Annotated in this window: 23 protein-coding genes; 7 read left to right on the forward strand and 16 right to left on the reverse strand. The window is 56.8% G+C overall.

The window, feature by feature from the left end:
* Positions 1-3: 3 nt before the first annotated feature.
* Positions 4-651 carry a GntR family transcriptional regulator gene (locus Q1B21_RS01245; protein WP_298932551.1) on the reverse strand — a complete coding sequence of 216 codons (648 nt, stop codon included), beginning with the start codon at positions 649-651 and terminating at the stop codon, positions 4-6.
* Positions 652-751: 100 nt separating this feature from the next.
* On the opposite strand from Q1B21_RS01245, the gene Q1B21_RS01250 reads away from it, so the two are divergent.
* The 3 genes from Q1B21_RS01250 (at position 752) to Q1B21_RS01260 (ending at position 3,002) form a co-directional block, all read left to right on the forward strand.
* Positions 752-1,396, forward strand: a complete 645-nt coding sequence (locus Q1B21_RS01250) for a pyrimidine 5'-nucleotidase (protein WP_299884958.1) — start codon at positions 752-754, stop codon at positions 1,394-1,396.
* A gap of 86 nt (positions 1,397-1,482) precedes the next feature.
* A complete protein-coding gene (locus Q1B21_RS01255) occupies positions 1,483-1,731 on the forward strand; it encodes a hypothetical protein (protein WP_299884961.1) in 249 nt (82 codons plus the stop codon).
* A gap of 74 nt (positions 1,732-1,805) precedes the next feature.
* Entirely contained in the window at positions 1,806-3,002 is a 1,197-nt protein-coding gene (locus tag Q1B21_RS01260; protein ID WP_299884964.1) for a UbiH/UbiF family hydroxylase, read from the forward strand.
* Between the two features lie 13 nt (positions 3,003-3,015).
* On the opposite strand, the gene Q1B21_RS01265 is transcribed toward Q1B21_RS01260, so the two are convergent.
* Positions 3,016-4,143 carry an aminotransferase class V-fold PLP-dependent enzyme gene (locus tag Q1B21_RS01265; protein WP_299884967.1) on the reverse strand — a complete coding sequence of 376 codons (1,128 nt, stop codon included), beginning with the start codon at positions 4,141-4,143 and terminating at the stop codon, positions 3,016-3,018.
* A gap of 231 nt (positions 4,144-4,374) precedes the next feature.
* Here Q1B21_RS01265 and Q1B21_RS01270 point away from each other — a divergent pair, with 231 nt between their 5' ends.
* Positions 4,375-5,076 (forward strand): GntR family transcriptional regulator, encoded by a 702-nt coding sequence (locus Q1B21_RS01270; RefSeq protein WP_299884970.1) that lies wholly within the window; start codon positions 4,375-4,377, stop codon positions 5,074-5,076.
* 6 nt (positions 5,077-5,082) lie between these two features.
* On the opposite strand, the gene Q1B21_RS01275 is transcribed toward Q1B21_RS01270, so the two are convergent.
* Both Q1B21_RS01275 and Q1B21_RS01280 read right to left on the reverse strand, forming a co-directional pair.
* Entirely contained in the window at positions 5,083-5,541 is a 459-nt protein-coding gene (locus tag Q1B21_RS01275; protein WP_298932560.1) for an Lrp/AsnC family transcriptional regulator, read from the reverse strand.
* Positions 5,538-5,993 carry an Lrp/AsnC family transcriptional regulator gene (locus Q1B21_RS01280; RefSeq protein WP_298932561.1) on the reverse strand — a complete coding sequence of 152 codons (456 nt, stop codon included), beginning with the start codon at positions 5,991-5,993 and terminating at the stop codon, positions 5,538-5,540. Before Q1B21_RS01280 ends, Q1B21_RS01275 begins: the two co-directional genes overlap by 4 nt.
* A 131-nt stretch (positions 5,994-6,124) precedes the next feature.
* On the opposite strand from Q1B21_RS01280, the gene ilvC reads away from it, so the two are divergent.
* A complete protein-coding gene (ilvC, locus tag Q1B21_RS01285) occupies positions 6,125-7,147 on the forward strand; it encodes a ketol-acid reductoisomerase (protein ID WP_299884974.1) in 1,023 nt (340 codons plus the stop codon).
* 44 nt (positions 7,148-7,191) lie between these two features.
* Here ilvC and Q1B21_RS01290 read toward each other — a convergent pair whose 3' ends face one another.
* Both Q1B21_RS01290 and Q1B21_RS01295 read right to left on the reverse strand, forming a co-directional pair.
* A complete protein-coding gene (locus Q1B21_RS01290; protein WP_299884976.1) occupies positions 7,192-7,647 on the reverse strand; it encodes an SRPBCC domain-containing protein in 456 nt (151 codons plus the stop codon).
* A complete protein-coding gene (locus tag Q1B21_RS01295; protein ID WP_299884978.1) occupies positions 7,644-7,955 on the reverse strand; it encodes a helix-turn-helix transcriptional regulator in 312 nt (103 codons plus the stop codon). The genes Q1B21_RS01290 and Q1B21_RS01295 overlap by 4 nt, the downstream gene beginning before the upstream one ends.
* A 78-nt stretch (positions 7,956-8,033) precedes the next feature.
* Between Q1B21_RS01295 and Q1B21_RS01300 the strand changes: the two genes are divergently transcribed.
* The gene (locus tag Q1B21_RS01300; RefSeq protein ID WP_299884981.1) at positions 8,034-8,936 is read left to right on the forward strand and encodes a DMT family transporter; all 903 of its coding nucleotides are present in this window, start codon (positions 8,034-8,036) and stop codon (positions 8,934-8,936) included.
* Here the strand turns inward: Q1B21_RS01300 and glmM are convergent.
* The 9 genes from glmM to Q1B21_RS01345 all read right to left on the reverse strand — a co-directional run bounded on the left by glmM (position 8,933) and on the right by Q1B21_RS01345 (position 21,209).
* Positions 8,933-10,276 carry a phosphoglucosamine mutase gene (gene glmM / locus Q1B21_RS01305; RefSeq protein ID WP_299884984.1) on the reverse strand — a complete coding sequence of 448 codons (1,344 nt, stop codon included), beginning with the start codon at positions 10,274-10,276 and terminating at the stop codon, positions 8,933-8,935. The two genes, Q1B21_RS01300 and glmM, sit on opposite strands and share 4 nt — an antisense overlap.
* Positions 10,277-10,310: 34 nt before the next feature.
* Positions 10,311-11,309, reverse strand: a complete 999-nt coding sequence (gene folP / locus Q1B21_RS01310; protein ID WP_299884987.1) for a dihydropteroate synthase — start codon at positions 11,307-11,309, stop codon at positions 10,311-10,313.
* Positions 11,306-12,226, reverse strand: coding sequence for a dihydroneopterin aldolase (locus Q1B21_RS01315; RefSeq protein ID WP_299078308.1), 921 nt, complete (start codon positions 12,224-12,226; stop codon positions 11,306-11,308). Before Q1B21_RS01315 ends, folP begins: the two co-directional genes overlap by 4 nt.
* Positions 12,227-12,326: 100 nt before the next feature.
* A complete protein-coding gene (locus tag Q1B21_RS01320; protein ID WP_299884990.1) occupies positions 12,327-13,700 on the reverse strand; it encodes a multicopper oxidase family protein in 1,374 nt (457 codons plus the stop codon).
* 72 nt (positions 13,701-13,772) lie between these two features.
* A complete protein-coding gene (locus tag Q1B21_RS01325) occupies positions 13,773-14,414 on the reverse strand; it encodes a cell wall hydrolase (RefSeq protein ID WP_299884993.1) in 642 nt (213 codons plus the stop codon).
* A gap of 186 nt (positions 14,415-14,600) precedes the next feature.
* A complete protein-coding gene (locus Q1B21_RS01330; RefSeq protein ID WP_299884996.1) occupies positions 14,601-17,141 on the reverse strand; it encodes a putative PEP-binding protein in 2,541 nt (846 codons plus the stop codon).
* Positions 17,142-17,230: 89 nt separating this feature from the next.
* Positions 17,231-19,453, reverse strand: a complete 2,223-nt coding sequence (gene glyS / locus Q1B21_RS01335) for a glycine--tRNA ligase subunit beta (RefSeq protein WP_299884999.1) — start codon at positions 19,451-19,453, stop codon at positions 17,231-17,233.
* A 9-nt stretch (positions 19,454-19,462) separates the two neighbouring features.
* The gene (gene gltS, locus Q1B21_RS01340) at positions 19,463-20,677 is read right to left on the reverse strand and encodes a sodium/glutamate symporter (protein WP_299885002.1); all 1,215 of its coding nucleotides are present in this window, start codon (positions 20,675-20,677) and stop codon (positions 19,463-19,465) included.
* 7 nt (positions 20,678-20,684) lie between these two features.
* Entirely contained in the window at positions 20,685-21,209 is a 525-nt protein-coding gene (locus Q1B21_RS01345; protein ID WP_299885005.1) for a DUF6446 family protein, read from the reverse strand.
* Positions 21,210-21,300: 91 nt separating this feature from the next.
* On the opposite strand from Q1B21_RS01345, the gene Q1B21_RS01350 reads away from it, so the two are divergent.
* Positions 21,301-21,933, forward strand: a complete 633-nt coding sequence (locus tag Q1B21_RS01350; protein ID WP_299885008.1) for a MarC family protein — start codon at positions 21,301-21,303, stop codon at positions 21,931-21,933.
* 8 nt (positions 21,934-21,941) lie between these two features.
* Here the strand turns inward: Q1B21_RS01350 and Q1B21_RS01355 are convergent, their stop codons facing one another.
* Entirely contained in the window at positions 21,942-22,871 is a 930-nt protein-coding gene (locus tag Q1B21_RS01355; RefSeq protein ID WP_299885011.1) for a glycine--tRNA ligase subunit alpha, read from the reverse strand.
* Positions 22,872-22,960 lie beyond the last annotated feature (89 nt).

Here is a 22,960-nt window from a genome sequence, read left to right on the forward strand (position 1 = left end):
GGATCAGCTTTCGCGCCGGACGGCGTCTTGCTTCAGGCGAGTCATGAACGCGATGGAAATGTGTTCTTTCAAAGCGCGATCTGCGGCCTCTTCGTCTCGGGCGGTAATAGCCTCGACGATACCCTTATGTTCACTCTGCGCAATTTCTCCGCGGCCCTGAACCGCCAATGACGTGGTTGCCATAAGGGCCATGGTGCGATGCACCAAATTCAGCTGTTGAACCAGATAGCGGTTATGTGACGCCAGGTGGATTTGTTCGTGGAACCTGCGGTTGGCGCGCGACAAAGCCGACGGATCATCCACCAACGCATCATCTGCCGCAACCATATCCTGCAACACCTTGATCTCTTCTTCGGTGGCGTGCTTGGCCGCAAGACGCGCAGCAAGTCCCTCCAACTCGCGGCGCACGATGTACAACTCGGCCATTTGGTTGTGATCAAGAGAGGCGACAATCAGCGACCGCCCGTCCCTTTCTAGCAGCGACTGAGTTTCCAACCGCTGCAACGCCTCACGGATAGGCGTTCGGGATACGCCGAACCGTTCTGCCAACTCGCTTTCGACCAGACGGTCACCGGGTCGATAGACACCCACATCGATCGCTTCGAGTATCAGGGTATAGGCGTCTTTGTTAGAGGTTCGTGTCTGGCTCATGGGGTGCATCGTCTCCTCGTTCGGACATGTCTATCCGTCACATGGCCCCGCAATCAAGAGCAGCATTGAAAACCGCGACGCTGCGCCCTAAACCCCACTCATGGTCAAACCTGCCTTTACTCACGTCACCCAATGGGTGTTCGATCTCGACAACACGCTTTACCCGCCGCACATGCGCCTGTTCGATCAGATCGAGGTGCTTATGACCGACTATGTGGTTCAGGCCATCGGCGTGGATCGCGCAGAAGCGGACCGGTTGCGATCTCACTACTGGCGTGAATACGGCACCACGCTTGCTGGGCTGATGGCCGAGCATGATCTGGACCCCGACCCTTATCTGCATGCGGTGCATCAGGTCGACATGAGCCATATGACACCGGACACTGCGCTGGCAGACCATATCCGCTCACTGCCCGGCAGGTGCATCGTCTACACCAACGGCAGTGCGCCATATGCAGAAAAGGTATTAGAGGCGCGAGGCTTGTCAGGTTTGTTTGACGCGATCTATGGCGTCGAGCATGCCGGCTACCGTCCAAAGCCCGAGAAAGCGGCCTTTGAGACGATCTTCGCGAAAGATGGAATAAAAGCTGATACAGCTGCGATGTTCGAAGATGACCCCCGGAACCTGGCGGCTCCGCACGAAATGGGTATGCGCACGGTTCACGTCGCACCAGACCCGCACGAAGCGGATCACATTCATCATCACACGGATGACCTGACAGCGTTCTTGGCCCGCCTGCGATAGGCTGTCACACTGCGACGATCTGCACGTTCTTCGGCTACATTGGCATCCCTATATGCCCTAGAGCGACGAACAGAACGGAGACCCCCATGAGCGCGATCGAGATGCCTCGGCACCTGCCGATGTGGCAGCGTATGTTGTATTCAATCCCCTTGTTTGGCTGGATGGCCCGTGACGTGGCCGATGGCGAACCCGAAGATCTGGGATATACGGCCGCCGCGATTATTAGCATGTGGGGCTGTTCCGCGCTGGTGTTTGGATTGCCTGGACTGTACTTGCCAGCGGTGGCAATGGTGCCAGTGATGTTCCTGATCCTCATCCTGATTTCACTGGGCTGAGAAACGGGACAGGATGTCACTTGGCGCATGTGACGGAACCGCATTAGGGTCTGTCCATAACGGAGAATGGCGCCATGACCGACAGCTGTGACATCCTGATTTCTGGCGGTGGTATTGCCGGCCTGACTGCTGCCGCGGCCTTTGGATCGGCTGGGTTCGACGTGATCTGTGTTGATCCGACACCGCCTGTCACGGAACGGGATGCGGATGGGTCCGACCTGCGGACCACGGCATTCCTGCAACCTGCACATAGCTTGCTGGAACAATGCGGATTGTGGGGTCGGTTGGAAGCTGATGCTGCGCCGCTTCAGATCATGCGGATCGTCGATGCGGGCGGGGACGTGCCCGAGCCGCGCGTTGTTCGCGATTTCAATGCCTCCGACGTGTCCGATCAGCCCTTTGGTTGGAACCTGCCCAACTGGCTGTTGCGCCGTGAAATGGTGGCCCGCCTGTCCGAGTTGCCCAATGTCGACTTTCGCCCTGGCACGGGCACCGTCAACCTGTTCACCCGCATCGCTGAAGCACGTGTGAGTCTAAGCGATGGCAGTCGCATCCGCTGCAAATTGGTCATCGCTGCAGACGGGCGCGCGTCACCAATGCGCGAGGCTGCCGGGATCCAGGTCAAGACCATACGTTATGGTCAGAAAGCGCTGGCCTTTGCAGTCACGCACCCAATTGCGCACGAAAACGTCTCGACCGAGATCCACCGTTCCGGCGGGCCTTTCACCTTGGTGCCACTACCCGACTGGAGGGGTCAGCCGTCTTCAGCAATCGTTTGGATGGAACGCGGCCCGCGCGCACTTGAGCTGTTGAACCTGGGCTCTGACGCCTTCGAGACCGCGATGACCGAACGATCATGCGGGTTGTTCGGGCCTTTGAAACTGGCCTCGCGTCGTACCATATGGCCGATCATCAGCCAGTCTGCGGAATACCTGTCGGGCGAGCGCATTGCGCTGATGGCCGAGGTTGCCCATGTCGTGCCACCCATAGGCGCTCAGGGTTTGAACATGTCCCTAGGCGACCTGCGCTGCTTGTTGGAATTGGCGCAGGCCCGCCCCGATGGGCTTGGGGACACGGATATGCTTGAGGCTTACCACAAAGCCCGTCACGCCGAGATTGAACTGCGCGTCAAAGGTATCGACTTGCTGAACCGCGCCTCGATGATTGAGGCGCGTCCGCTGCGCGATGCGCGCGCCATGGGGCTGAACGCGCTTTATTCGCTGCCACCGGTACGCAAGACGCTGATGCAGATGGGGCTTGGCGTCCGCTAAGCCCCAATTGGTTTCAAAGCACCTGATCCAGCACCCGCTTCAAGCGGCCAATGGTGCCATCCACATCATAAAGCTTGTCCAAGCCGAACAGACCCAAGCGGAAAGTGCTGAAACCTGCGGGTTCGTCACACTGCAGCGGCACACCTGCAGCAATCTGCATGCCCAATGCAGCAAATTTCTTGCCGTTTTGAACCTCGGGGTCCGACGTATAGCTGACAACCACGCCGGGCGCGCCGAACCCATCGGCAGCCACGGACATGATGCCTTTGTCCTTCAGCATCCCTCTTACACCATTGCCCAAGGCCCACTGGGATTCGCGCAGTTTTTCGAACCCATAGTCTCGTGTTTCAATCATGGTATCCCGAAACTCTGTCAACGCGTCGGTTGGCATCGTGGCATGATAGGCATGCCCGCCATTCTCATAGGCCTGCATGATCTGACGCCACTTCTTCAAATCGATGGCAAAACTATCGGAACTGGTTTGTTCAAGCCGCGCCTCAGCCCGGTCTGACAACATGACCAGACCAGCACAGGGCGATGCGCTCCACCCCTTTTGTGGTGCCGAGATCAAAACATCCACACCGGTTGTCTTCATGTCGATCCAAGCGCATCCCGATGCGATGCAATCCAGAACCATCAGCGCCCCGACCTCATGCGCAGCTGATGCCATGGCAGTAACGTAGTCGTCCGGAAGGATCACTCCGGCCGATGTTTCAACATGGGGTGCAAACACGACATCGGGTCGTTGGTCGAGTATCGTTGCCACCACCTCGTCGATGGGTGCAGGCGCAAACGCGGATGGGCTGGAATTGCCGACCTCCCGCGCTTTCAGAACGGTGGCCGATGCGGTCAGCTCACCGCTCTCGATGATCTGGCTCCAGCGATAGGAAAACCAACCGTTGCGAACCACCAAAACATTAGCGCCGCGGGCAAATTGACGGGCCACCGCCTCCATTCCATAGGTCCCGCCACCGGGAATTACGGCAACCCCATCGGCATTGTAGACCTGTTTCAACAGGTCCGAGATGTCCCGCATGACGGTCTGAAACTTCGCGGACATATGATTCAGCGAGCGATCGGTGAAAACGACGGAGAATTCCTCGAGACCATCGGGATCAACAGTGTTCAGCAAGGCGGGCATGAAACATCCTTTCATCAGGGTTACGGGAGTTTTGGCGTCTTTGATCCTGATGGTAAAGCCCAAACCCGACAGAAAGTTGACCCAAGGTTACCCACGAAATCATAGTAAAAGTGCCTTATACAGGGCTGATATCACTCAAAATGACGCCAAATAGTGTCACCTTCCCCTTTACACTTTTACTTGCTTCTGACCAGATGAACACACTTAATACTTGAAGGGATATCTTTGCCCGTGGCGGAACAAAAGCGCGTCAGTTTCCAGGTCGTTCGTGATGAAGTAAAGCGCCGGATCGAAAGCCGAATCTGGCCGCAAGGTGCGCTTTTGCCGACTGAGGCACATCTGGCCGAAGAGTTTAACTGCGCCCGCGCGACCGTAAACCGCGCCCTTCGGGAACTTGCTGATGAAGGCTTTGTTGAACGCAAGCGTAAGAGCGGGACCCGTGTCAAAAAGGAACCCAGCAAGCAGGTCAAGCTGGAATTGTCATTGGCGCGGCAAGTGATTGAGAACCAGAACGCAAGCTATCGCTATGCTCTGGTCGAACGGAATGTGGTGCTCAGCCCCGGCTGGCTGGCATCGCAGCTTTGCGTTTCTCCGGACGCCCGTGTTCTTCATGTCATTTGCATGCACTACGCAGACAATCGTCCATTTCAGCTGGAGGAGCGCTGGATCAACATCAATGCCGTCCCCGAGGTGGAACATGCAGATCTCAGCGCACACGGACCGCATGAATGGCTGCTGAATGCTGCCCCCTTTACAGAGGCCGAGATCGCCTTTTGCGCGGTGTCTGCAGATATCAGGTTGGCGGAATTCATGGGAACGACGGCCGGAACATCGATGATCCAGATGGAACGGACCACGCGCAAGGACGACAATCCAATAACCTTTGCCCGCGTGACCCATCATCCGGGCTATTACATCAGAACCAAATACTGACCTCGATTATCCTATTGGTCCCGGTAGCCGTTCTTCGCTGAGAAGAACATTAGCCTCGACGTCGCCAGCACCCGGCAGCGTCATGATCCGGCGCCGCAAAACCCGCTCGAAGTCAGAAATGTCTCTCGCCACAACACGCAGGCGATAGTCGTATAGCCCCAGAACATGCTCAACCGTCTGTACCTCGGGGATGGCGCTGACAGCCCGTTCAAAGTCTTCCAGACTGACCTGCCCTTTACGGGCGAGCTTGACGCCCAGAAAGACTGTCACGCCGAACCCAAGCGCCTCGGCATTCAGTCGCAGGCGCCGACCTTTGATCACGCCCGCCTCTTCCAACCGCCGGATGCGCCGCCAGGTTGCCGGTTGCGACAGCCCAAATTTGCGACCCAACGCACCTGCACTTTGGGTCGCGTCCTGCGCTAGTGCGCGCAAGATCTTTCGGTCGATCTCGTCCAGGTCAATCATATCGGCAGTGCCTCATCGCGCTTCACCCGTGCGATGTGCATCAGCGCCTCGATATCCGCGATATGTGGCAGGGTCAGAATAAGGTCGCGATAAACCTGCTGATAATGCGACATATCCCGGGCAAGTACTGAAAGGCGCACATCTACGCGGCCCAGAAAAGTCTGAATCTCGATCACCTCGGCCACCTCACGGGCTGCCGTGGTAAAGTCATCAAACGCGCGTGCCTGTGTCTTATCCAACGTCACCCGCAACGACACTTCGACCGCATAACCAAGCACTGACCAGTCGATCACAGCCTCTTGCCCTTGGATGATGCCCGCCGCCTGCATCTTTTCGACGCGCCGCCAGCATACACCCTGACTGATCCTGCAACGCTCGGCGAGCTCTGCCGTCGTCAGGGTAGGCTCAGATTGGTAATGGCGCAGGATCCGACGATCGACGTCATCAAGCATGATTTCTCCACATATCGAATAAATAGAGAATTAATCTTCATCTTTTCTCCAAATACTCGATTCACAACCTATCGCCAATACCAAAACCTCAGGATAAAAGCACGGCAATCGAAACTGAAAGGACCAGCGACATGCGCGTCTATTACGATCGCGATTGCGACATCAACCTGATCAAAGACAAAAAAGTGGCCATTCTGGGTTATGGCAGCCAAGGCCATGCCCACGCGCTCAACCTGCGCGACTCGGGTGCCAAAAACCTCGTCGTCGCTCTCCGCGAAGGCTCTGCCTCGGCCAAAAAAGCCGAAGCCGAGGGTCTTCAGGTCATGGGAATTGCCGAAGCGGCGGCCTGGTGTGACGTCATCATGTTCACCATGCCCGACGAATTGCAGGCTGAAACCTACAAGAAATACGTGCATGACAACATCAAACCGGGTGCGGCGATCGCATTCGCCCACGGCCTGAACGTGCATTTCGGTCTGATCGAGCCGAAAGAAGGCGTCGACGTCATCATGATGGCGCCCAAAGGGCCCGGCCACACTGTACGCGGTGAATATGTCAAAGGCGGCGGCGTACCCTGCCTGGTTGCCGTCGATAACGACGCAACCGGAAAAGCGCTGGAAATCGGCCTGTCCTATTGCTCGGCCATCGGTGGCGGTCGTTCGGGCATCATCGAAACAAATTTCCGCGAAGAATGCGAAACTGACCTGTTTGGTGAGCAGGCAGTCTTGTGTGGTGGCTTGGTCGAACTGATCCGCTGCGGTTTCGAAACACTTGTCGAAGCGGGCTACGCGCCCGAGATGGCCTATTTCGAGTGCCTGCACGAAGTGAAGCTGATTGTCGACCTGATCTATGAAGGCGGTATTGCCAACATGGACTACTCGATCTCGAACACCGCAGAATACGGCCAGTACGTCACCGGCCCGCGCATCCTGCAATACGACGAGACAAAAGCACGCATGAAAGCCGTTCTGAACGACATTCAGCAGGGCAAGTTCGTACGTGACTTCATGCTGGAAAACGCCGTTGGTCAGCCGACCATCAAAGCGTCGCGTCGCGCCAATGACGAGCACATGATCGAGGAAACTGGCGCTAAACTGCGCGCCATGATGCCCTGGATCTCGGCCGGCAAAATGGTCGACAAAGAAAAGAACTAAGCCTGGCCTATGTCAGCGAAAAAGCGGCCCAAGTGGCCGCTTTTTTACTTACTGACTGCGTTCACAAAGCAATGACCCAACACGTGATCCCATCCCGTATCGTAACCACCGCGCTTTTCGGGTGCTTCATCAGCCCAAACCTCCCAGCCGGAATGCGTCAGGGTCACCTTGCTCTGCGCTGAGCCATGGCTTTCAAAGGTCACCTCTACCCGTGTCGGGCGATCTTTATTCGTACCGGGGTGCCAACTGAGCGCGAGTCGACGCCCGGCCTCAAAGACAAGAACCTCGCCCCAATCGGCCCGTGTTCCATCGAACATCGTCTCATACACTGCTCCGCCCACGTGTGGTTCAATCGTGACAGCAAGCGCCGGTTTTCCTTTGGAGGCTGACACGGCATGGCCGTCCAACGGCCACCATTTTGCGATCCGGTTAACGAAAACATCAAATGCCTCTTCCGGTGCCGCATTCACAGTCACTCTCTTAACAATAGGATCGGTCACGAGCCCCGCCCTCCTTGGTTTACTTCGGCTGCAAAATTTTCAAGAACGTCAGACCAATATCGCTCTAGCCAGTCGCGCATTTCGGCAAGCCCCTCGGGCCGTGCCGCATATATCCGACGAGTTCCCTCGGCACGGCAAACGACAAGCCCCGCATCCGAAAGTACTTTTAGATGCTGCGATACTGCCGGGCGGCTGACAGGCAATTCAGCGGCCAAAGCCCCCACCGCGCGCGGCTGACTGGCAACCGCCTCAAACACCTGTCGCCGGGTCGAGTCTCCCAGAGCTGAAAAAACATCACCGTAAGTCATTACTTACCGTAAGTGATTACTTACGCAAAATCAAGACCGCCCCGTGACACTTGTTGAATCGCAGGTTAAGGGGATGGAATGGTTCAACAACCCGATTACCGCGATTGGAGCGGCGTCATATCCCTTGGCCTGATTTGGGGCGGTACGTTCATGGTTGTTGCCATGGCGCTGGACGGGTACGGGCCGGTCACAGTTGCGACGGCACGCACGACGTTGGGCGCAGTGACATTGTTGATCCTGATGGCAGCAACAGGGCGCCGATTTCCTGCCCCAAGCCCTGCGCTTTGGGGTTCGACAATTGTCATTGGTGTACTCTCCACCGCCCTGCCTTTCCTATTGCTAAGCTGGGGACAACAATATGTAGCTTCGGCCTTCGCCGGTCTGTCTATGGCAGTAATCCCGTTGATGGTCTTGCCGTTGGCCCATTTCTTCTCTGACGAACCGATGAACGCACGTCGGTTGCTTGGCGTCACCCTAGGGTTCTCGGGTGCACTGGTCTTGATCGGTCCGGGGTTGGCTCAAATCGGTCAAGCGGCTGAGCCGTTGGCCCAACTGGCCTGTATCGGCGCCGCGCTCTGCTATTCGGTGGCGTCTATCTTTACCCGCCGCTGCCCGCCGATCGATCCGGTGACACTGGCGGCACTGACATTGGTGGTCGGAGCGATAATCCTGCTGCCGATCATGCTCATATCCGAAGGCATACCGCGCTGGGAAGGCACGCGACCCGGCCTTGCCATCGTGGGTCTGGGACTTGTTCCGACAGCTTTTGCCACGCTGCTGCGCGTATCGATTATCCGCAGTGCCGGGTCCGTTTTCCTGACACTAGTGAACTATCAGGTGCCGATCTGGTCGATGATCTTTGGCGCATGGATACTGTCCGAGGCCCTACCCTTGCGGTTCTACATTGCATTGTCGTTGATCCTGACCGGATTGGCCATCAGCCAATGGTTCAGCCTGAAAAAACTACTAACCGAGCGTTAGCCCGCTACAGCCTCGACTTCGGCCACAATAGTGTCAACGACCTGTGTCAGCAAAACATCGTCTTCACATTCAGCCATGACGCGGATCAAAGGTTCTGTGCCCGATTTACGTATCAGCAAACGGCCCTGCCCGTTCAGACGCGCCTCGGCATCGGCAATTGCCGCCTGAACGTTCTGAGCGTCCAGCGGAACCTGGCCTGATTGGTAGCGCACATTCTTCAGAAGCTGCGGCACCGTCTCGAATTGTTTGGATAGATCAGACGCTTTGCGACCGGATAGAACCATCTCGGCCAGGAAATGCAACCCGGCCATCAGGCCGTCGCCGGTGGTGGCATAGTCGCTCATCACAATATGCCCGGATTGTTCCCCGCCCAGGTTGAAGCCACCTTCGCGCATCCGTTCAACCACATAACGGTCGCCAACGGCCGTTCGTTCAAGGCGCAGACCTTCAGCCGAAAGATGCCGTTCCAAACCCAGGTTCGACATGACGGTCGCCACCAAGGCGTCACCCTTCAATTGTTCGGATTTCTTCCAAGCTGTGGCCAGCAGCGCCATCAGTTGATCGCCGTCTGCCACCTGCCCGGTCTCGTCGATCACAACAACCCTGTCCGCGTCCCCATCCAGGCAGATGCCCACATGCGCACCATGGGTCACCACGGTTTCAGCAGCCAGTTGCGGCTTGGTCGAACCACAATTCAGATTGATATTCTTGCCATTGGGGGCGATGCCCACTGGGATAACCTCGGCACCCAACTCCCACAAAACCTCTGGCGCGGTGCGGTGTGCGGCGCCATTGGCGCAATCGATAACCACCTTCAACCCGTCCAGACGCACATTGCGCGGCAGCGAAGACTTGACGCGTTCGCCATAACGGAACCGCGCATCATCGACGCGTCGAGCCCGCCCGATATTTTGGGCCTGCGCGGGTTTGACCCCTTCTTCGATCAGAGTCTCGATTTCAATCTCGGCCTGGTCGGACAGTTTGAACCCATCAGGGCCAAAAAACTTGATTCCGTTATCTTCTGCCGGGTTATGGCTGGCCGAAATCATCACCCCAAGGTCTGCCCGCATCGACTGGGTCATCAGACCAACCGCGGGTGTTGGTACCGGCCCCAACAGCAGCACGTTCATACCGGTCGAGGTCAAGCCAGCCGTCAATGCGCTTTCCAGCATGTAACCCGACAAGCGCGTGTCCTTACCGATCACCACGCGGTGCACGCCCGTCGCATCACGGCGAAAATAGCGGCCCACAGCGGCTCCGATGCGCAAGGCCATTTCTGCCGTCATCGGGTGGGTGTTGGCGGTGCCCCGCACCCCGTCGGTTCCGAACAGCTTGCGCATACCTGTCACTCCGTAAAACTAACCTGCGACCGGATTACCGGACGGCAGCCCATAGACGCAAGGCCTGAGCTGTTTCAGCGACATCATGCACCCGAATGATCTGCACGCCCTGAGACAATCCAGCCAAAGCCAATGCAATTGATCCCGGTGCGCGCGCGTCTTTGCGCGGCTCTTGCCCGATGGACCCGACGAAGCCCTTTCGGGACACGCCCACAAGGATCGGACAACCAAGCCCGTGGAATAGGCTTAGACCGCGTAGCAAAGCCAGATTGTGGTCTTGCGACTTCCCGAACCCGATACCCGGATCCACCACGATGTTTTCGCGGTTCAGACCTAGCCGTTCCAGATGCGTGATCTGACCCTCAAGAAAGTCATAAACGTCCAACAGTACGTTGTTGTATTGCGGATCATCCTGCATCGTGGCTGGATCACCCTGCATGTGCATGAGACAAACCGGGGTGCCCAATTGCGCGCATAATGGCGCCAAATCCGGGTCAAAGGTGAACCCAGAGACATCGTTGACCAGCCCGGCCCCGACGGCACTCGCCGCTCTGGCCACGCGGGCCTTTCGGGTATCGATCGATATCAGAACATCTGTTTCTGCTCGGATCGCCTCGATCAGAGGGCGGGTTCGGGCGATTTCCTCGTCCTCGGGAACGAAATCTGCGCCAGGCCGGGTCGACTCGCCCCCGATATCCAGAATGGTCGCACCATGCGCGACCATTTCGGCGGCTGCATTGCGCGCGCCTTCGACCGAGTTATGCAGGCCGCCATCCGAGAAACTGTCAGGCGTTGCGTTGAGGATGCCCATAATGTGCGGACACTTCATATCCAAACCGCACAAGTCTGCGCGTGGATTGGTCAACCTGCCCAACGCATCGGACGGGATTTCAGCAACTGGCAAAATCTGCGCGGGGTTTTCTCGTGTCAAAACCTCAGCATGTGTGAACCAAAGTGGCTGACCAGCAAGCTCTACGGCACCTTTTGGACGTGCCGGACCGTGCTGGACCAAGGGTCGGAAATAGGTTTTCACAGCTCTGCCTGATCTACATCCACAGCCCGCAATGGCGTTTTCGGTGTTTCTGGCAGATCTCCGCCGATCACCATCATCTCACTGGCTTCAAATGTGGCTGCGAACCAGGCCGCCAAAGCCACCGCGTCCGACGGCGCTGCCGATGGGCCATCAACAGCGTCCAAGACGATCTTGGAGGGAGCCCAAACGCAAATTTGTCCATTTTTCATGGCCCAATCCAACTCGGTCCGGGTCGAGACAACAACGCAGCGAAAATCGCGCGCGGCGAGCACCCATGCGTTCTGCTCGATAGCAAGCAGGTCGATCCTGCGCTGGGTCATCGCATGTCCGGTTTGCGGCGCGTCCAGATCTGAGGCTCCGACGCACAGGATCAACGGGCGTTGACGGTTCTCTAGCTGATCGATCCAGCCCGTCAGATTGTCCGAGGCAATCGCTTCATTCGACAGGAAAACAAGCCGTGGATGCGGGCGCTCTTCCTCGACTATATCGTGGTGATGCGCATCTTTGCCACGGACGATTTCAACACCAAGCGCCCCAGGGCCTCGGTCAAGTTTTTCTATTCTAACAAAAGCTCTTACAGCCTGAGGTTCAAGTAAAATTCGTTCGGCTACACGTTCAGCCAAGGTCTCTAACAGATTCAACCGCTCAGCCGACAACTCATACGCAATTGCTTCGGTCACGCGATCATAAGACAGAATGCGATCCACATCGTCATCGATCGGGTCGGTCAGCGGGCGCACTTCAACGACTATATTGAAGCAGACACGCTGCGTCGTCCCACGCTCGGCCTGAAACGCGCCGATCTCAACTTCCACGATATGGTCGCGCAACGAAATGCGATCCAGCGACCCTTTGGACGAGGTCGCCTCGGACCGCTCAGAGGGGTGCGCAAATGCCAGGCGGATTTCAGAACTCATGGGACAGGCCTTCTCGGGCTCATTGGAAGTTTGCCTATATTAGGCTTTGCGAGAGCCTATAACATTCAAGCAAGCGCCATTCCAACCGCCGAATGCGGCGTCAGGTTACGCGAATCCAACTCATCATACCCGAAGCAGCATGGCCAAGCATGTGGCAATGCAGCAGCCAGTCCCCCGGATTATCGGTCAACAACGCGATCTGGCGGGTCTGCCCTCGGTCGACGAGTACGGTGTCTCGCCAGGGCCCAAATGAGCCATCTTCAAGGATCAACCGAAAGTGATGGCCGTGCAGGTGCATCGCATGCGGGAAAGCAGTTTCATTGACAAATTCGATCCTGTGCAAGCTGCCAAGACCAGTGTCCAAAAACGGATCAGTTGGGCGTTCGGCATTGCCGTTCAAAGCCCAAAACCTCCCAAGTTGCGCTAACTCGCGCCCGGACATCTCGGTGTCTCCGATCCGCGCGTTTTCAAGCCACCGCATCGCCCCGCCCTGCAAAACCATTCGATGAAGCGGCGCCGTTTCAACATCTCGCAGAACGGGCAAGGGATTGGGCGGCAAAGCATCCACTCCGTCTCGACGTGTTTTTGCGAGCTCACCGGTTACATTGAACTGAACCAAACCATACGCGCCGTCCTGTTCAACACTCAGAAGGTTTGCCGCGTCATCATCAGTGCTCACATCAACAACAAGATCCGCGCGTTGTGCAGGCGCAAGTGGGAAGGATTGCGGAATTGCCAGAGGTGCTTCCAGCGGCATACCGTCCAAAGCAACGATCCACCCAGACAAACCGTCAAGCCCGACATCAAAGATCCGCGCGTTGGACGCATTGATCAGACGCAGCCTGAGGCGTTCGTCGCGTTTGACAGGGAATGCAGGATCAAAGGAACCATTGACCGTCACAAGATTGCCGAGACGACCGGCGTGACTCAGATCTCGGCCATTGTCGAAGTCATCCGTGATTTGCGCGGTTTCAGGGTCGAGCCGCCAGTCATCCAGCATCAAGATCAGATCCTGATCAACGTCTGGCGGCGTCGCTTCTTCGACGATCAAAGACCCGTAGAGGCCCCGCGCGACCTGTTCCATGGACCGGTTATGTGCGTGATACCAATAGGTTCCAGCATCCGGAACCTCGAAATCGTAATCGAAGGTATCGCCTGGAACTACAGGGTCTTGCGTCAACCCGGACACACCATCCATTGCGTTTGCGATACGAATTCCATGCCAATGAACCGACGTCGGCTGCGGCAGATTGTTAACAAGCCTGCGCTGGACGCGGTCACCCTGTTTCAAGCGCAGTGGAATTCCGGGAACCTTTCCGCCGTAACTCCAAAGTTTGGTCTCGGGATACCCGTCCGGGGCGATCAGCTGATCTGCTACCCTCGCCTCAAGCGACAGAAAACCTGCACGGGCCATGCAGGGCACAAGTAAAGCCGCTGCTGCAGATTGCATGAATTGTCGACGATTAACGGTCATTGCGGACCTCCTGGCCTGCAATATAGAGTACCCCGCGCTGCTGGCATCAAGCTTCCAGCGCAGGTGCGTCAATCAGTTGCTCGCGGTGCGGTAGTTGTGGCGATAGAAAAGATGCACACCGATCCGTGCGGTTTGCTTGTACACCTTGGCCCAGGATGGACGTACGGCGGTGGTGTGATAGTGGGTTGCCCCTTCGGTCAGCTCCTTAGCCACCCCATCTATTGCGGCCCGAGCCACTTTGGACACACGCTCATACGCCTTCTTTTCGTGTATCACTTCTTTTTGGCCATCACAGGTGTATGTGAACTGGCACTGATACTTCTTACCAGTGCCCTGACGGATCACCCCACAAAGAGAGTTTGGGAAACGACTACTTTTGACCCGGTTCAAAATAACCTCGGCCACAGCAAACTGACCGCGCACGCTTTCGCCACGCGCTTCGAAATACAACGCCTCGGACAGGCACTTCCAGTTCTCGTCACCGGCCGCGTTGGGTTGTTGGTCCAACCAATCCTTGGAGTAGGATACTGTGATCGGCTCAACCGCTTTGCGGGGCTTGAACAATTTCAGATAGTCACGAAAGCTTTGTGCCGGCAATTCATTGCGGGCAACAATTTCTTCCTTGGCAGAATCGGTCGCTTCCCTCTCGGCGAAGGACGCACTTGGCAGCATGGTTGCTGCCAATGTGGCAACAGCCATTATATAACGTAGCATCAGATAACCTCGCACAGGCACTATACGCGCCAAACCCTCCCCCGGCGGGCGCGACGAGGCATCTACCCCAGTCTTGGGCAAACGTCCAGATCAGAAGAAAAAGCAAGTGGAAAACCGCCCGTTAGGTCAAAAAAATTGACCCCAGACCCATGCTTAAACCACTATTCTTAGGGCTTTGAGGCTATGTCAACCCCCAAGTCTGGATGAAATTGCCAGTTGAGCGGCAGCCAGCCGAGCGACCGGCACCCGGAACGGAGAACATGACACGTAGTCAAAGCCAAGGTCCCGGCAAATGGCGATTGATTCGGGATTGCCGCCATGCTCACCGCACACCGACAGAGTAACATCCGGCTTTGCAGCACGCCCACGCTCGGCCCCGAGCTTCAACAACTCTCCGACCCCATCGGGATCAAGAACATGAAACGGATCTTCGGTGAATACGCCTTGTCGTACATATGCAGACATAAACCGCCCGGCATCGTCTCGCGAGAGACCATAAGTCATCTGGGTTAGGTCATTTGTTCCAAAACTCAAAAAGGATGTGTTGGGTGCGATCTCTTCAGCGCGCAAACACGCCCGTGGCGTTTCCACCATCACGCCGAGGCGATATTCGAACTCTTGCCCGAACTCTGCGGCAACCGCAGCTGCCACTGAATCGATACGGGATTTGACCAGCTCAACCTCGCGTTTGGCAGAAACCAACGGGATCATGACTTCGGGCACCACCGGCGCACCGTTCTTGCGGGCCTCCAAAGAGGCCTCAAAAATTGCCCGCGCCTGCATATCGTAGATTTCTGGCACAGTGACACCCAGCCGAACGCCGCGCAGCCCCAGCATCGGGTTGTATTCAGTCATAGAATCGACCCGGCGTTCAACGTCCGAAATCGGTAGATCTAGTGCTTCGGCCAGTTCACGCTGTCCGCTGCGGGTGGTTGGCAGGAATTCGTGCAGCGGCGGATCGAACAACCGTATACAGACTGGCTGACCTTCCATGATCCGGAAGAGTTGCATGAAGTCTTCACGCTGCATGGGAAGCAGGCGTTCTAATACCGCCGCACGACCAGAAGAGGTTTGGGCAAAGATCATCTCGCGCATCACGATCAGGCGGCCAGGATCAAAGAACATATGTTCGGTCCGGCACAAACCGATACCCTGGGCCTGGAAGTTACGGGCTGTCTGCGCGTCTGCAGGCGTGTCGGCGTTGGCACGGATTTCGATGTCGCGCTCGGCGTCGGCCCAGGCCATCAGTGTCTGGAAACAGTCATCAAAGACCGCCTCGAGCATGGCAGGCTGTCCTGCCAGCACTTGACCCGAAGTGCCGTCAATCGTCAGAACATCACCGGTTTTGAAAACCCGACCATCCGGGGCCGTCAGCAATTTCTTCTTAGTCTGAAACCGCATATCCGAAGCGCCGACAATACAAGGCAATCCCAAACCTCGGCCGATCACGGCTGCGTGGCTGGTCATGCCGCCCTTCTCGGTCAAAACGGCGACCGCGGCATGCATACCCCGCACATCTTCGGGTGATGTCTCGCGCCGGACAAGAATACACGCTTCACCACGCGCTGCGCTGGCTTGTGCCTCGGCCGCTGTAAAGACAATCTTCCCGGTCGACGCGCCGGGGCTTGCTGCAATGCCAGTTGTCAGAACATCGCGCCGTGCTTCGGGATGTACCTGCCGGTGCAGAAGTTCGTTTAATGCATGAGGATCAACGCGCATCACCGCCTCTTGTGGCGGCAGGATGCCATCCTCAGCTAACCGCACGGCAATCCGCATGGCGGCGCGGGCGCTGCGCTGCACCCGCACACCATCAAGAATGTGAACATGGCCGTTTTCGATCACAAATTCGACCTGCATTTCTTCGCGCAGCTTCTGGCGCATCAAAGCGGCCTGAGCCTTCAGTTCTGCAAAGGCTTTGGGCGCAACCTCTTCCAGCGACGGACCACGCGAGTCCCTCTCCAGGAACAGGGCAGCGACACCCTCTCCCAATGCGTCCCTGCCCTGACTTTGGCTAAGGTATCGACCGGTGATCTGCGGCATACCGGTTGTGGAATCAACGAGTTGCAGAACGCCAGATCCACACTCACCCTGCCCGACGCCTGGGATCATCTCTTGTATGACCAACCCCAATCCGGCATCCGCTGGGGCACCTTTTGCCTGCCGCAACAATCTGGCTGACGTGCCATCCCAGGCTCGCGCCATTGATCGCAGAACTGCGACCAACTGTTCGCCCCTGTCTTGCGGAAAGGCTTCATCCGTCTCGTCTTCATAAGCACGCAATGACAGGCGCAAGCCTTCCCGACCATCCGCTTCAATGTCGTCAAACACATCAGCGTCCAGCCGCGCCACATGAATTGCATAGCTTTGTACGAACCTCAGATACAATGCTGCTGCCGCCTCGACCCCCATCTTATCTGACAGATCGACATAGCGTGCATCGTTCATACCAATGTTCAGCACCGCCCCCGGACCACCCCAATCAGGGTCTTCAGAACTGGGTCGAACACAAAGCAGAGCTGTCGGATCAAACTGTTCCAAGATCGCGGCCAGATCGGGAACGTGCCCCTCGGCAATGCGATGAACTGCATCAAATGACAATGCGACCGTGCGCGGAACCGGCAGGTCCAGCCGAACAAGGCGTTGCAGACATTTTGCCCGACCGCCATGTGTACTTGCGGCGACAGGCGCTTTGGATGTGATAAGCGTGGTATGCGGATTATTCTGCACTGCGGCACCTTTTGATTTGCCCGCAGCATAAGCGCCTGCGCCCTTCGCGCAAGGGTGATCTGGGCGCGTTGTGACACGCGCCTGTGGCTTTATCCTTCGATTTTCGTCAGATCCGCAATGCTGGAACAGATCTGCCGGATCTGGCTAAGCAAGTTCAATCGGTTACGACGTAGAATAGCATTGTCGGTGTTCACCTGAACATCCTCGAAAAACGCATCCACCGGCCCGCGCAGCGCAGCCATCGCCGCCATGGCGGCCGGGAAATCTTCGGCCTTCAGGGCCGGATCGATCTTGGCCTGTGCCGCGTCCAATGCTGCGAACAACGCCTTTTCGCTCTCGGTCTCGGCAAATTTCACATCCGCCCCGTAGGAGTATTCGACGCCGTCCTTTTCCTCAGCCTGAGCCAGGATATTGTTGGCCCGCTTGAAACCCTGCACGAGGTTTTCCCCGTCCTCGGTCGCAATCACCGCATTCAGTGCACTGGCACGTTTGACCAGCAGGTTGAGGTCGTCATTGCCCTCCATCGCGATGCAGGCGTCGATGACGTCGTGGCGGATTCCTTCGTCGCGGAGAAAGACTTTAAGACGATCGTGGAAGAAGGAGAGGAGATCGTCAGATGCGTCAGGAACCTTTTGCTCAAGTTCAAGAAAACCCGCAGGTGGAGTATCCCCGATTCTTACCTTCACAGCTTGGAACGCTGCACCGAACACGCCATGTTCAGCGATCTCCTCTAACAAATCCTCGACTGATTCAGCCGAGAAATTGCCGTTGATCCCGCTTTCGATCCGCACAAACTGACTGTCAAAAAAGCGATCCAATCGAAGCCTCAGGTCGTTTTCCAGAATCAGGCGGGTCACGCCCAAGGCTGCACGGCGCAGCGCAAAAGGATCCTTCGAGCCGGTTGGCTTTTCATCGATTGCCCAAAACCCGGTCAACGTATCCAGCTTGTCGGCAAGCGCGACCGCGATCGACACTGGTGCGTTGGGAACACTGTCTGAGGGACCCAAGGGCGAATAATGCTCCTCACTTGCCAGCCCTACCGCTTCAGGTAAGTCTGCGGCCGCAGCATAGTAGCGCCCCATAAGGCCTTGCAGTTCCGGGAATTCGAAAACCATTTCGGACGACAAATCGGCCTTGCTCCCCTGCGCTGCCATCATCGACAGTTCGCGGTCCGCGCCCACAGCTGGGGCCAACTCATAGGCCAGTGCAGCAATACGGCTGACCCGCTCACCCTGAGATCCGAGTTTGGCGTGGAAAGTAACATTTTCGAGCCGACTAACCCACGGCTCAAATCCGTCGGACTTGACGATGCGCAGATCGTTCTCCCAAAAGAATTTAGCATCTGCCAGACGTGCCGACAGCACCTTTTGGTTCCCTGCCAGAATGGTAGCGCCATTGTCCACTGTCTCGCGGTTGGCCACGGTGATGAACCGCTCGATCCGCCCGGTTTTCGGATTGCGGACCGAGAAGAACTTCTGGTGTTCCTTCATCGAGGTCTGCAAAACCTCGGGCGGCAGATCAAGGAATTCTTCATCAATCTGACCCATCAGCACAACCGGCCATTCGACCAACCCGGCAACTTCGGCCAACAGGCCCCGGTCCTCGACCACTTCCAATCCGGCCGCAAAAGCCATGTTCCTGGCATCGTTCCAGATATGCTCGGCGCGCTCATCCGGCGACAGAACCACAAAGGCGCGTTTCAGCTTGGTCGCATAGTCATCGAACGAAGAAACGGCAAACCGCTTGGGGGCCATGAAACGATGACCTTCGGTCGTGTCACCGGACGTAATCCCCTCGACCTCAAGCGGCACGATATGTGCGCCGGTCTCACCACTCAGAATACATAGGATCGAATGCAACGGACGTACCCAGCGCATCGCGCCGCTGCCCCAGCGCATCGACTTGGGCCACGGAAAATCGCTGATCGTCGCCTCAAGAACTTCGGCTACGATCTCGGCAGCAGGGCGACCGGGTTTCTCAATGGTGGCGAAATACACAGAACCTTTGGGGGTTTCACGTTCTTCCAACTGATCACGGGTCAGCCCTGCCCCGCGCAGAAACCCTTCGATGGCTTTATCCGGTGCGCCAACCTTTGGTCCTTTGCGTTCTTCGCGAACAGTTGGGCTTTCCGCCAACAAGCCTTCGACTGCCAGTGTCAGACGGCGCGGAGTCGTCAGGGCTGCCGCCCCGGCATAGGTCAGACCAGCCTCAACCAAACCATCGGTGATCCGCTTTTTCAGGTCTTCACCTGCGCGGGTCTGCATGCGCGCGGGGATCTCCTCGGAAAACAGTTCGATCAGCAGGTCGGGCATTTTTGGTCCTTAGAAGTTGACGATCGTCTGGATGACGATGGCATTGGCGATGTCCACAAAGAAGGCGGATACAAGGGGGAGCACAATAAAGGCAATAGGTGACGGCCCATATCGTTTGGTGACTGCTGTCATATTGGCGATTGCCGTTGGGGTCGCACCAAGCGCAAAGCCCCCGAACCCGGCGGACAAAACAGCTGCACGGTAGTTACCGCCCATCACGGGAAACAGCACCCAGATCACGAAACCAACAGCAAACAATGTCTGCGCGGTCATAATGACCACGATTGCCAGTCCCAGTTCGGCAATGGTCCAAAGCTGCAGACTCATAAGCGACATTGCGAGAAACGCGCCTAGTGAGAATTCAGATATCAGCGCCAGCGATGGCGTCCGCGAAACGGCTGGGGCATTTGGTGCCGTCAGCGCGCGCATATTGGCAATCACGATGCCCATGATCAGGCAAGGCACAAAAAGAGGCAGCTTCAGGCCCGCTGCCGTGATCGCTTCGCTTAGAAAAAATCCGGCGATGATCGCAAGGTTCAGGTACAGCAAAACGCGCATGATCGTCAGGTGATCGATCAGCGGAGCTGCTTCATTTTGGTTGTCCGGAACACCGATGGTATGCTCTTCCTCAGGCCGCGACGGGCTGAGGTTTCGACCTTCGACCAGAAACCGCGCAATTGGGCCGCCGACCAACGCTGCCAGGACCAGACCCAGCGTGGCAACAGCGACGCCCAATTCCGTCGCTCCGTCCAGCCCGGTCACTGCGGTCACTTCCGGAGCCCATGCGATGGCTGTTCCGTGCCCCCCAATCAATGACGCGGACCCGAACAGAACTCCTGCCTGGGCCGGATATCCAAAGGTAACCGCACCGGCCGCACCAATGACGTTCTGAAAGACAATCGTCGCCAGTGTCAAAACCAATAGCAAAAGCAGTGGCTTGCCGCCTGCAATCAAATCAGCAAGTCGTGCATTCAACCCAATTCCGGCAAAGAAAACCACCAAAAGGAAATCTCGGGCCGTCAGATCGAAGTTCATCTCCATGCCGAACAGCAGGTACAGTGCCAAAACGACTAGCGACGCCAAGAGGCCACCGGTAACCGGTTCGGGGATGTTGAACTGCCGCAGAACAGCGACACGCGCATTAATTTCAGCACCAAGAAGATAGACGGCGAAACCGAGTGTTACCGTAATAAAAGCCGGAATTTCCAGGATTTGCTCGGCCATCTGCATCTCAACTCTGCGGTCTGGGCGGACATTCTTCGCCGACGACAGTACCGTCATAGGCTTTCTCGCCGCAATTGTTCAGAACGTGCCAGATGAAACCTCGGCCATCCTGCGTTACTGCCACAATGCGGTCCACTCCGAAATGGACGTTCTTCACGCCAATGAACGCTTCTGCCTGACCTGTTTTCATGGCATCTGCTAGCTTGATGGCATCGTAGCAGTCAAACCAACCGGGCGCAGTCAGCGGCGTTGCCTCCTCGGCGGGTATGTAGGTGGCGCGCAATTCATCCAGCGTCAATTCAGTTTCAAAGCATGCACGATATCGGATCGGAGAGCTGTCGGCATCAATCGCCTGAAAGCCGGTATAGGGGATGGGTTGCGGGCTATCCGCACCTTCGGCCAGTAACACCACATCCGCGCCGGGATTGTGCTGAACAGTGTAATAGTAGCCATAGACCTGCAAGTAATACATGCCCGCGCCAGCAATCGTGGCGGATAACAAAAGTATGAGTGCCAGAACCTTTCCAGTCATTTTTTCGCTCTTCCCTTTACGCAGGCTCTTTCAAGTGGCTTAGAAATAGGACAGGTTCCATTGCGGAACAGGCGAAGCTGAGGCTGCTTTTATGGAAACGACCCTTGCCGTAGGATTTTTCGGCGCGCTTTTTGCGATCATGAACCCGATCAGCAACTTGCCGGTTTTTCTGAGTGTCACACAAGATCTTCCTGCGGCTGACCAAAGAAAAGTCGCTTTGAAAACCTGCCTCTATTGTTTGATCCTTGGCGGCGCTTTTGCGTCTGTTGGCAGTCAGACCCTGGGTTTGTTCGGCATCACGGTCAATCATTTGCGCGTGGCCGGAGGTCTGGTTGTCCTGATGATCGGGATGAACATGTTGAACGGCAGCGAAAGCAGTTCGCATCACGGGACCGAAGGTGAGAAACGGTCTTATCCGTCGCCCGACACGGTGGCTTTTTACCCTCTGGCATTCCCCATTCTGGTTGGGCCGGGAACGATTACCACGCTGATACTCTATGCCCATCATGTGACAAAGCTCACCGAAGCCGTTGTCTTTGCAGGTGTTTTTCTGAGCGTTGTGCTGCTGCTGCTGATCACCTTCTGGAATGCCGCGTGGTTGGCCAAGCGCTTGTCCGAGAACGCGCGCGTGATCATGAGCCGGTTCATGGGCATGATCCTGTCGGCCATCGCGATTGGCATGATCGCAGATGGCCTTAAGGTCTTGTTGCCGGGATTGGCCTGAGCGGCCCATCAGGCCGTATGCCCGGCGGCCTCGGTCTGAACAAACGCGTCGGCGCATTGTTTGGCCAATGCGCGCACCCGGCCGATATAAGCTTGGCGTTCGGTCACCGAGATCACGCCGCGCGCGTCAAGCAGATTGAATAGATGGCTGGCCTTGATGCACTGGTCATAGGCCGGATGCGCCATGACAATGCGTTTGCCGGTTTTAGGATCGTCATGTTCCTGCGCCAGAATGCTGGCACATTCGGCTTCAGCCTCTTCGAAATGGCGCAATAGAACTTCGGTATTAGCCACGTCAAAGTTCCAGCGGGCGTATTCCTCTTCAGTTTGCTTGAAGATATCGCCATAGGTCAGCGGGCTGGGGGATTGCGGATCGTTAAAGGGCATGTCCATCACATGGTCGATGCCCAACACATACATCGCCAGACGCTCCAAGCCATAAGTCAACTCGCCCGAAACAGGCGCGCAGTCATGGCCACCGACCTGCTGGAAGTAGGTGAACTGGCTGACTTCCATACCGTCGCACCAGACCTCCCAGCCCAGACCCCAAGCGCCCAGCGTGGGGCTTTCCCAGTCATCTTCGACAAAGCGGATGTCGTGCAGATCCATATCAATGCCGATGGCCCGCAATGAACCAAGATAAAGCTCTTGCAAATCTGATGGGCTGGGTTTGATCAGAACCTGATACTGATAATAATGCTGCAACCGGTTCGGGTTCTCACCATATCGCCCGTCGGTGGGACGGCGTGACGGCTGCACGTAAGCCGCGGCCCAGGCTTTCGACCCCAGCGCGCGCAGCGTCGTCGCGGGATGGAACGTCCCTGCCCCAACTTCCATGTCATAGGGTTGTAGAATGGCACAGCCCTTGGACGCCCAATAGGACTGAAGTCGCAGGATAATCTCCTGAAAAGATCGAGGTGCGCTGGACGGTTCGGTCATGACATTCCCTTTGGACGCATCAGCGCCCGGTTCCGGTCGGTTTTGCCCTTCCTATGCAAGGGGCCAAGGGGCGTCAACGGGCCAATGGC

It is taken from the genome of uncultured Ruegeria sp. (genome assembly GCF_947504215.1).
Classification (GTDB): Bacteria; Pseudomonadota; Alphaproteobacteria; order Rhodobacterales; family Rhodobacteraceae; genus Ruegeria.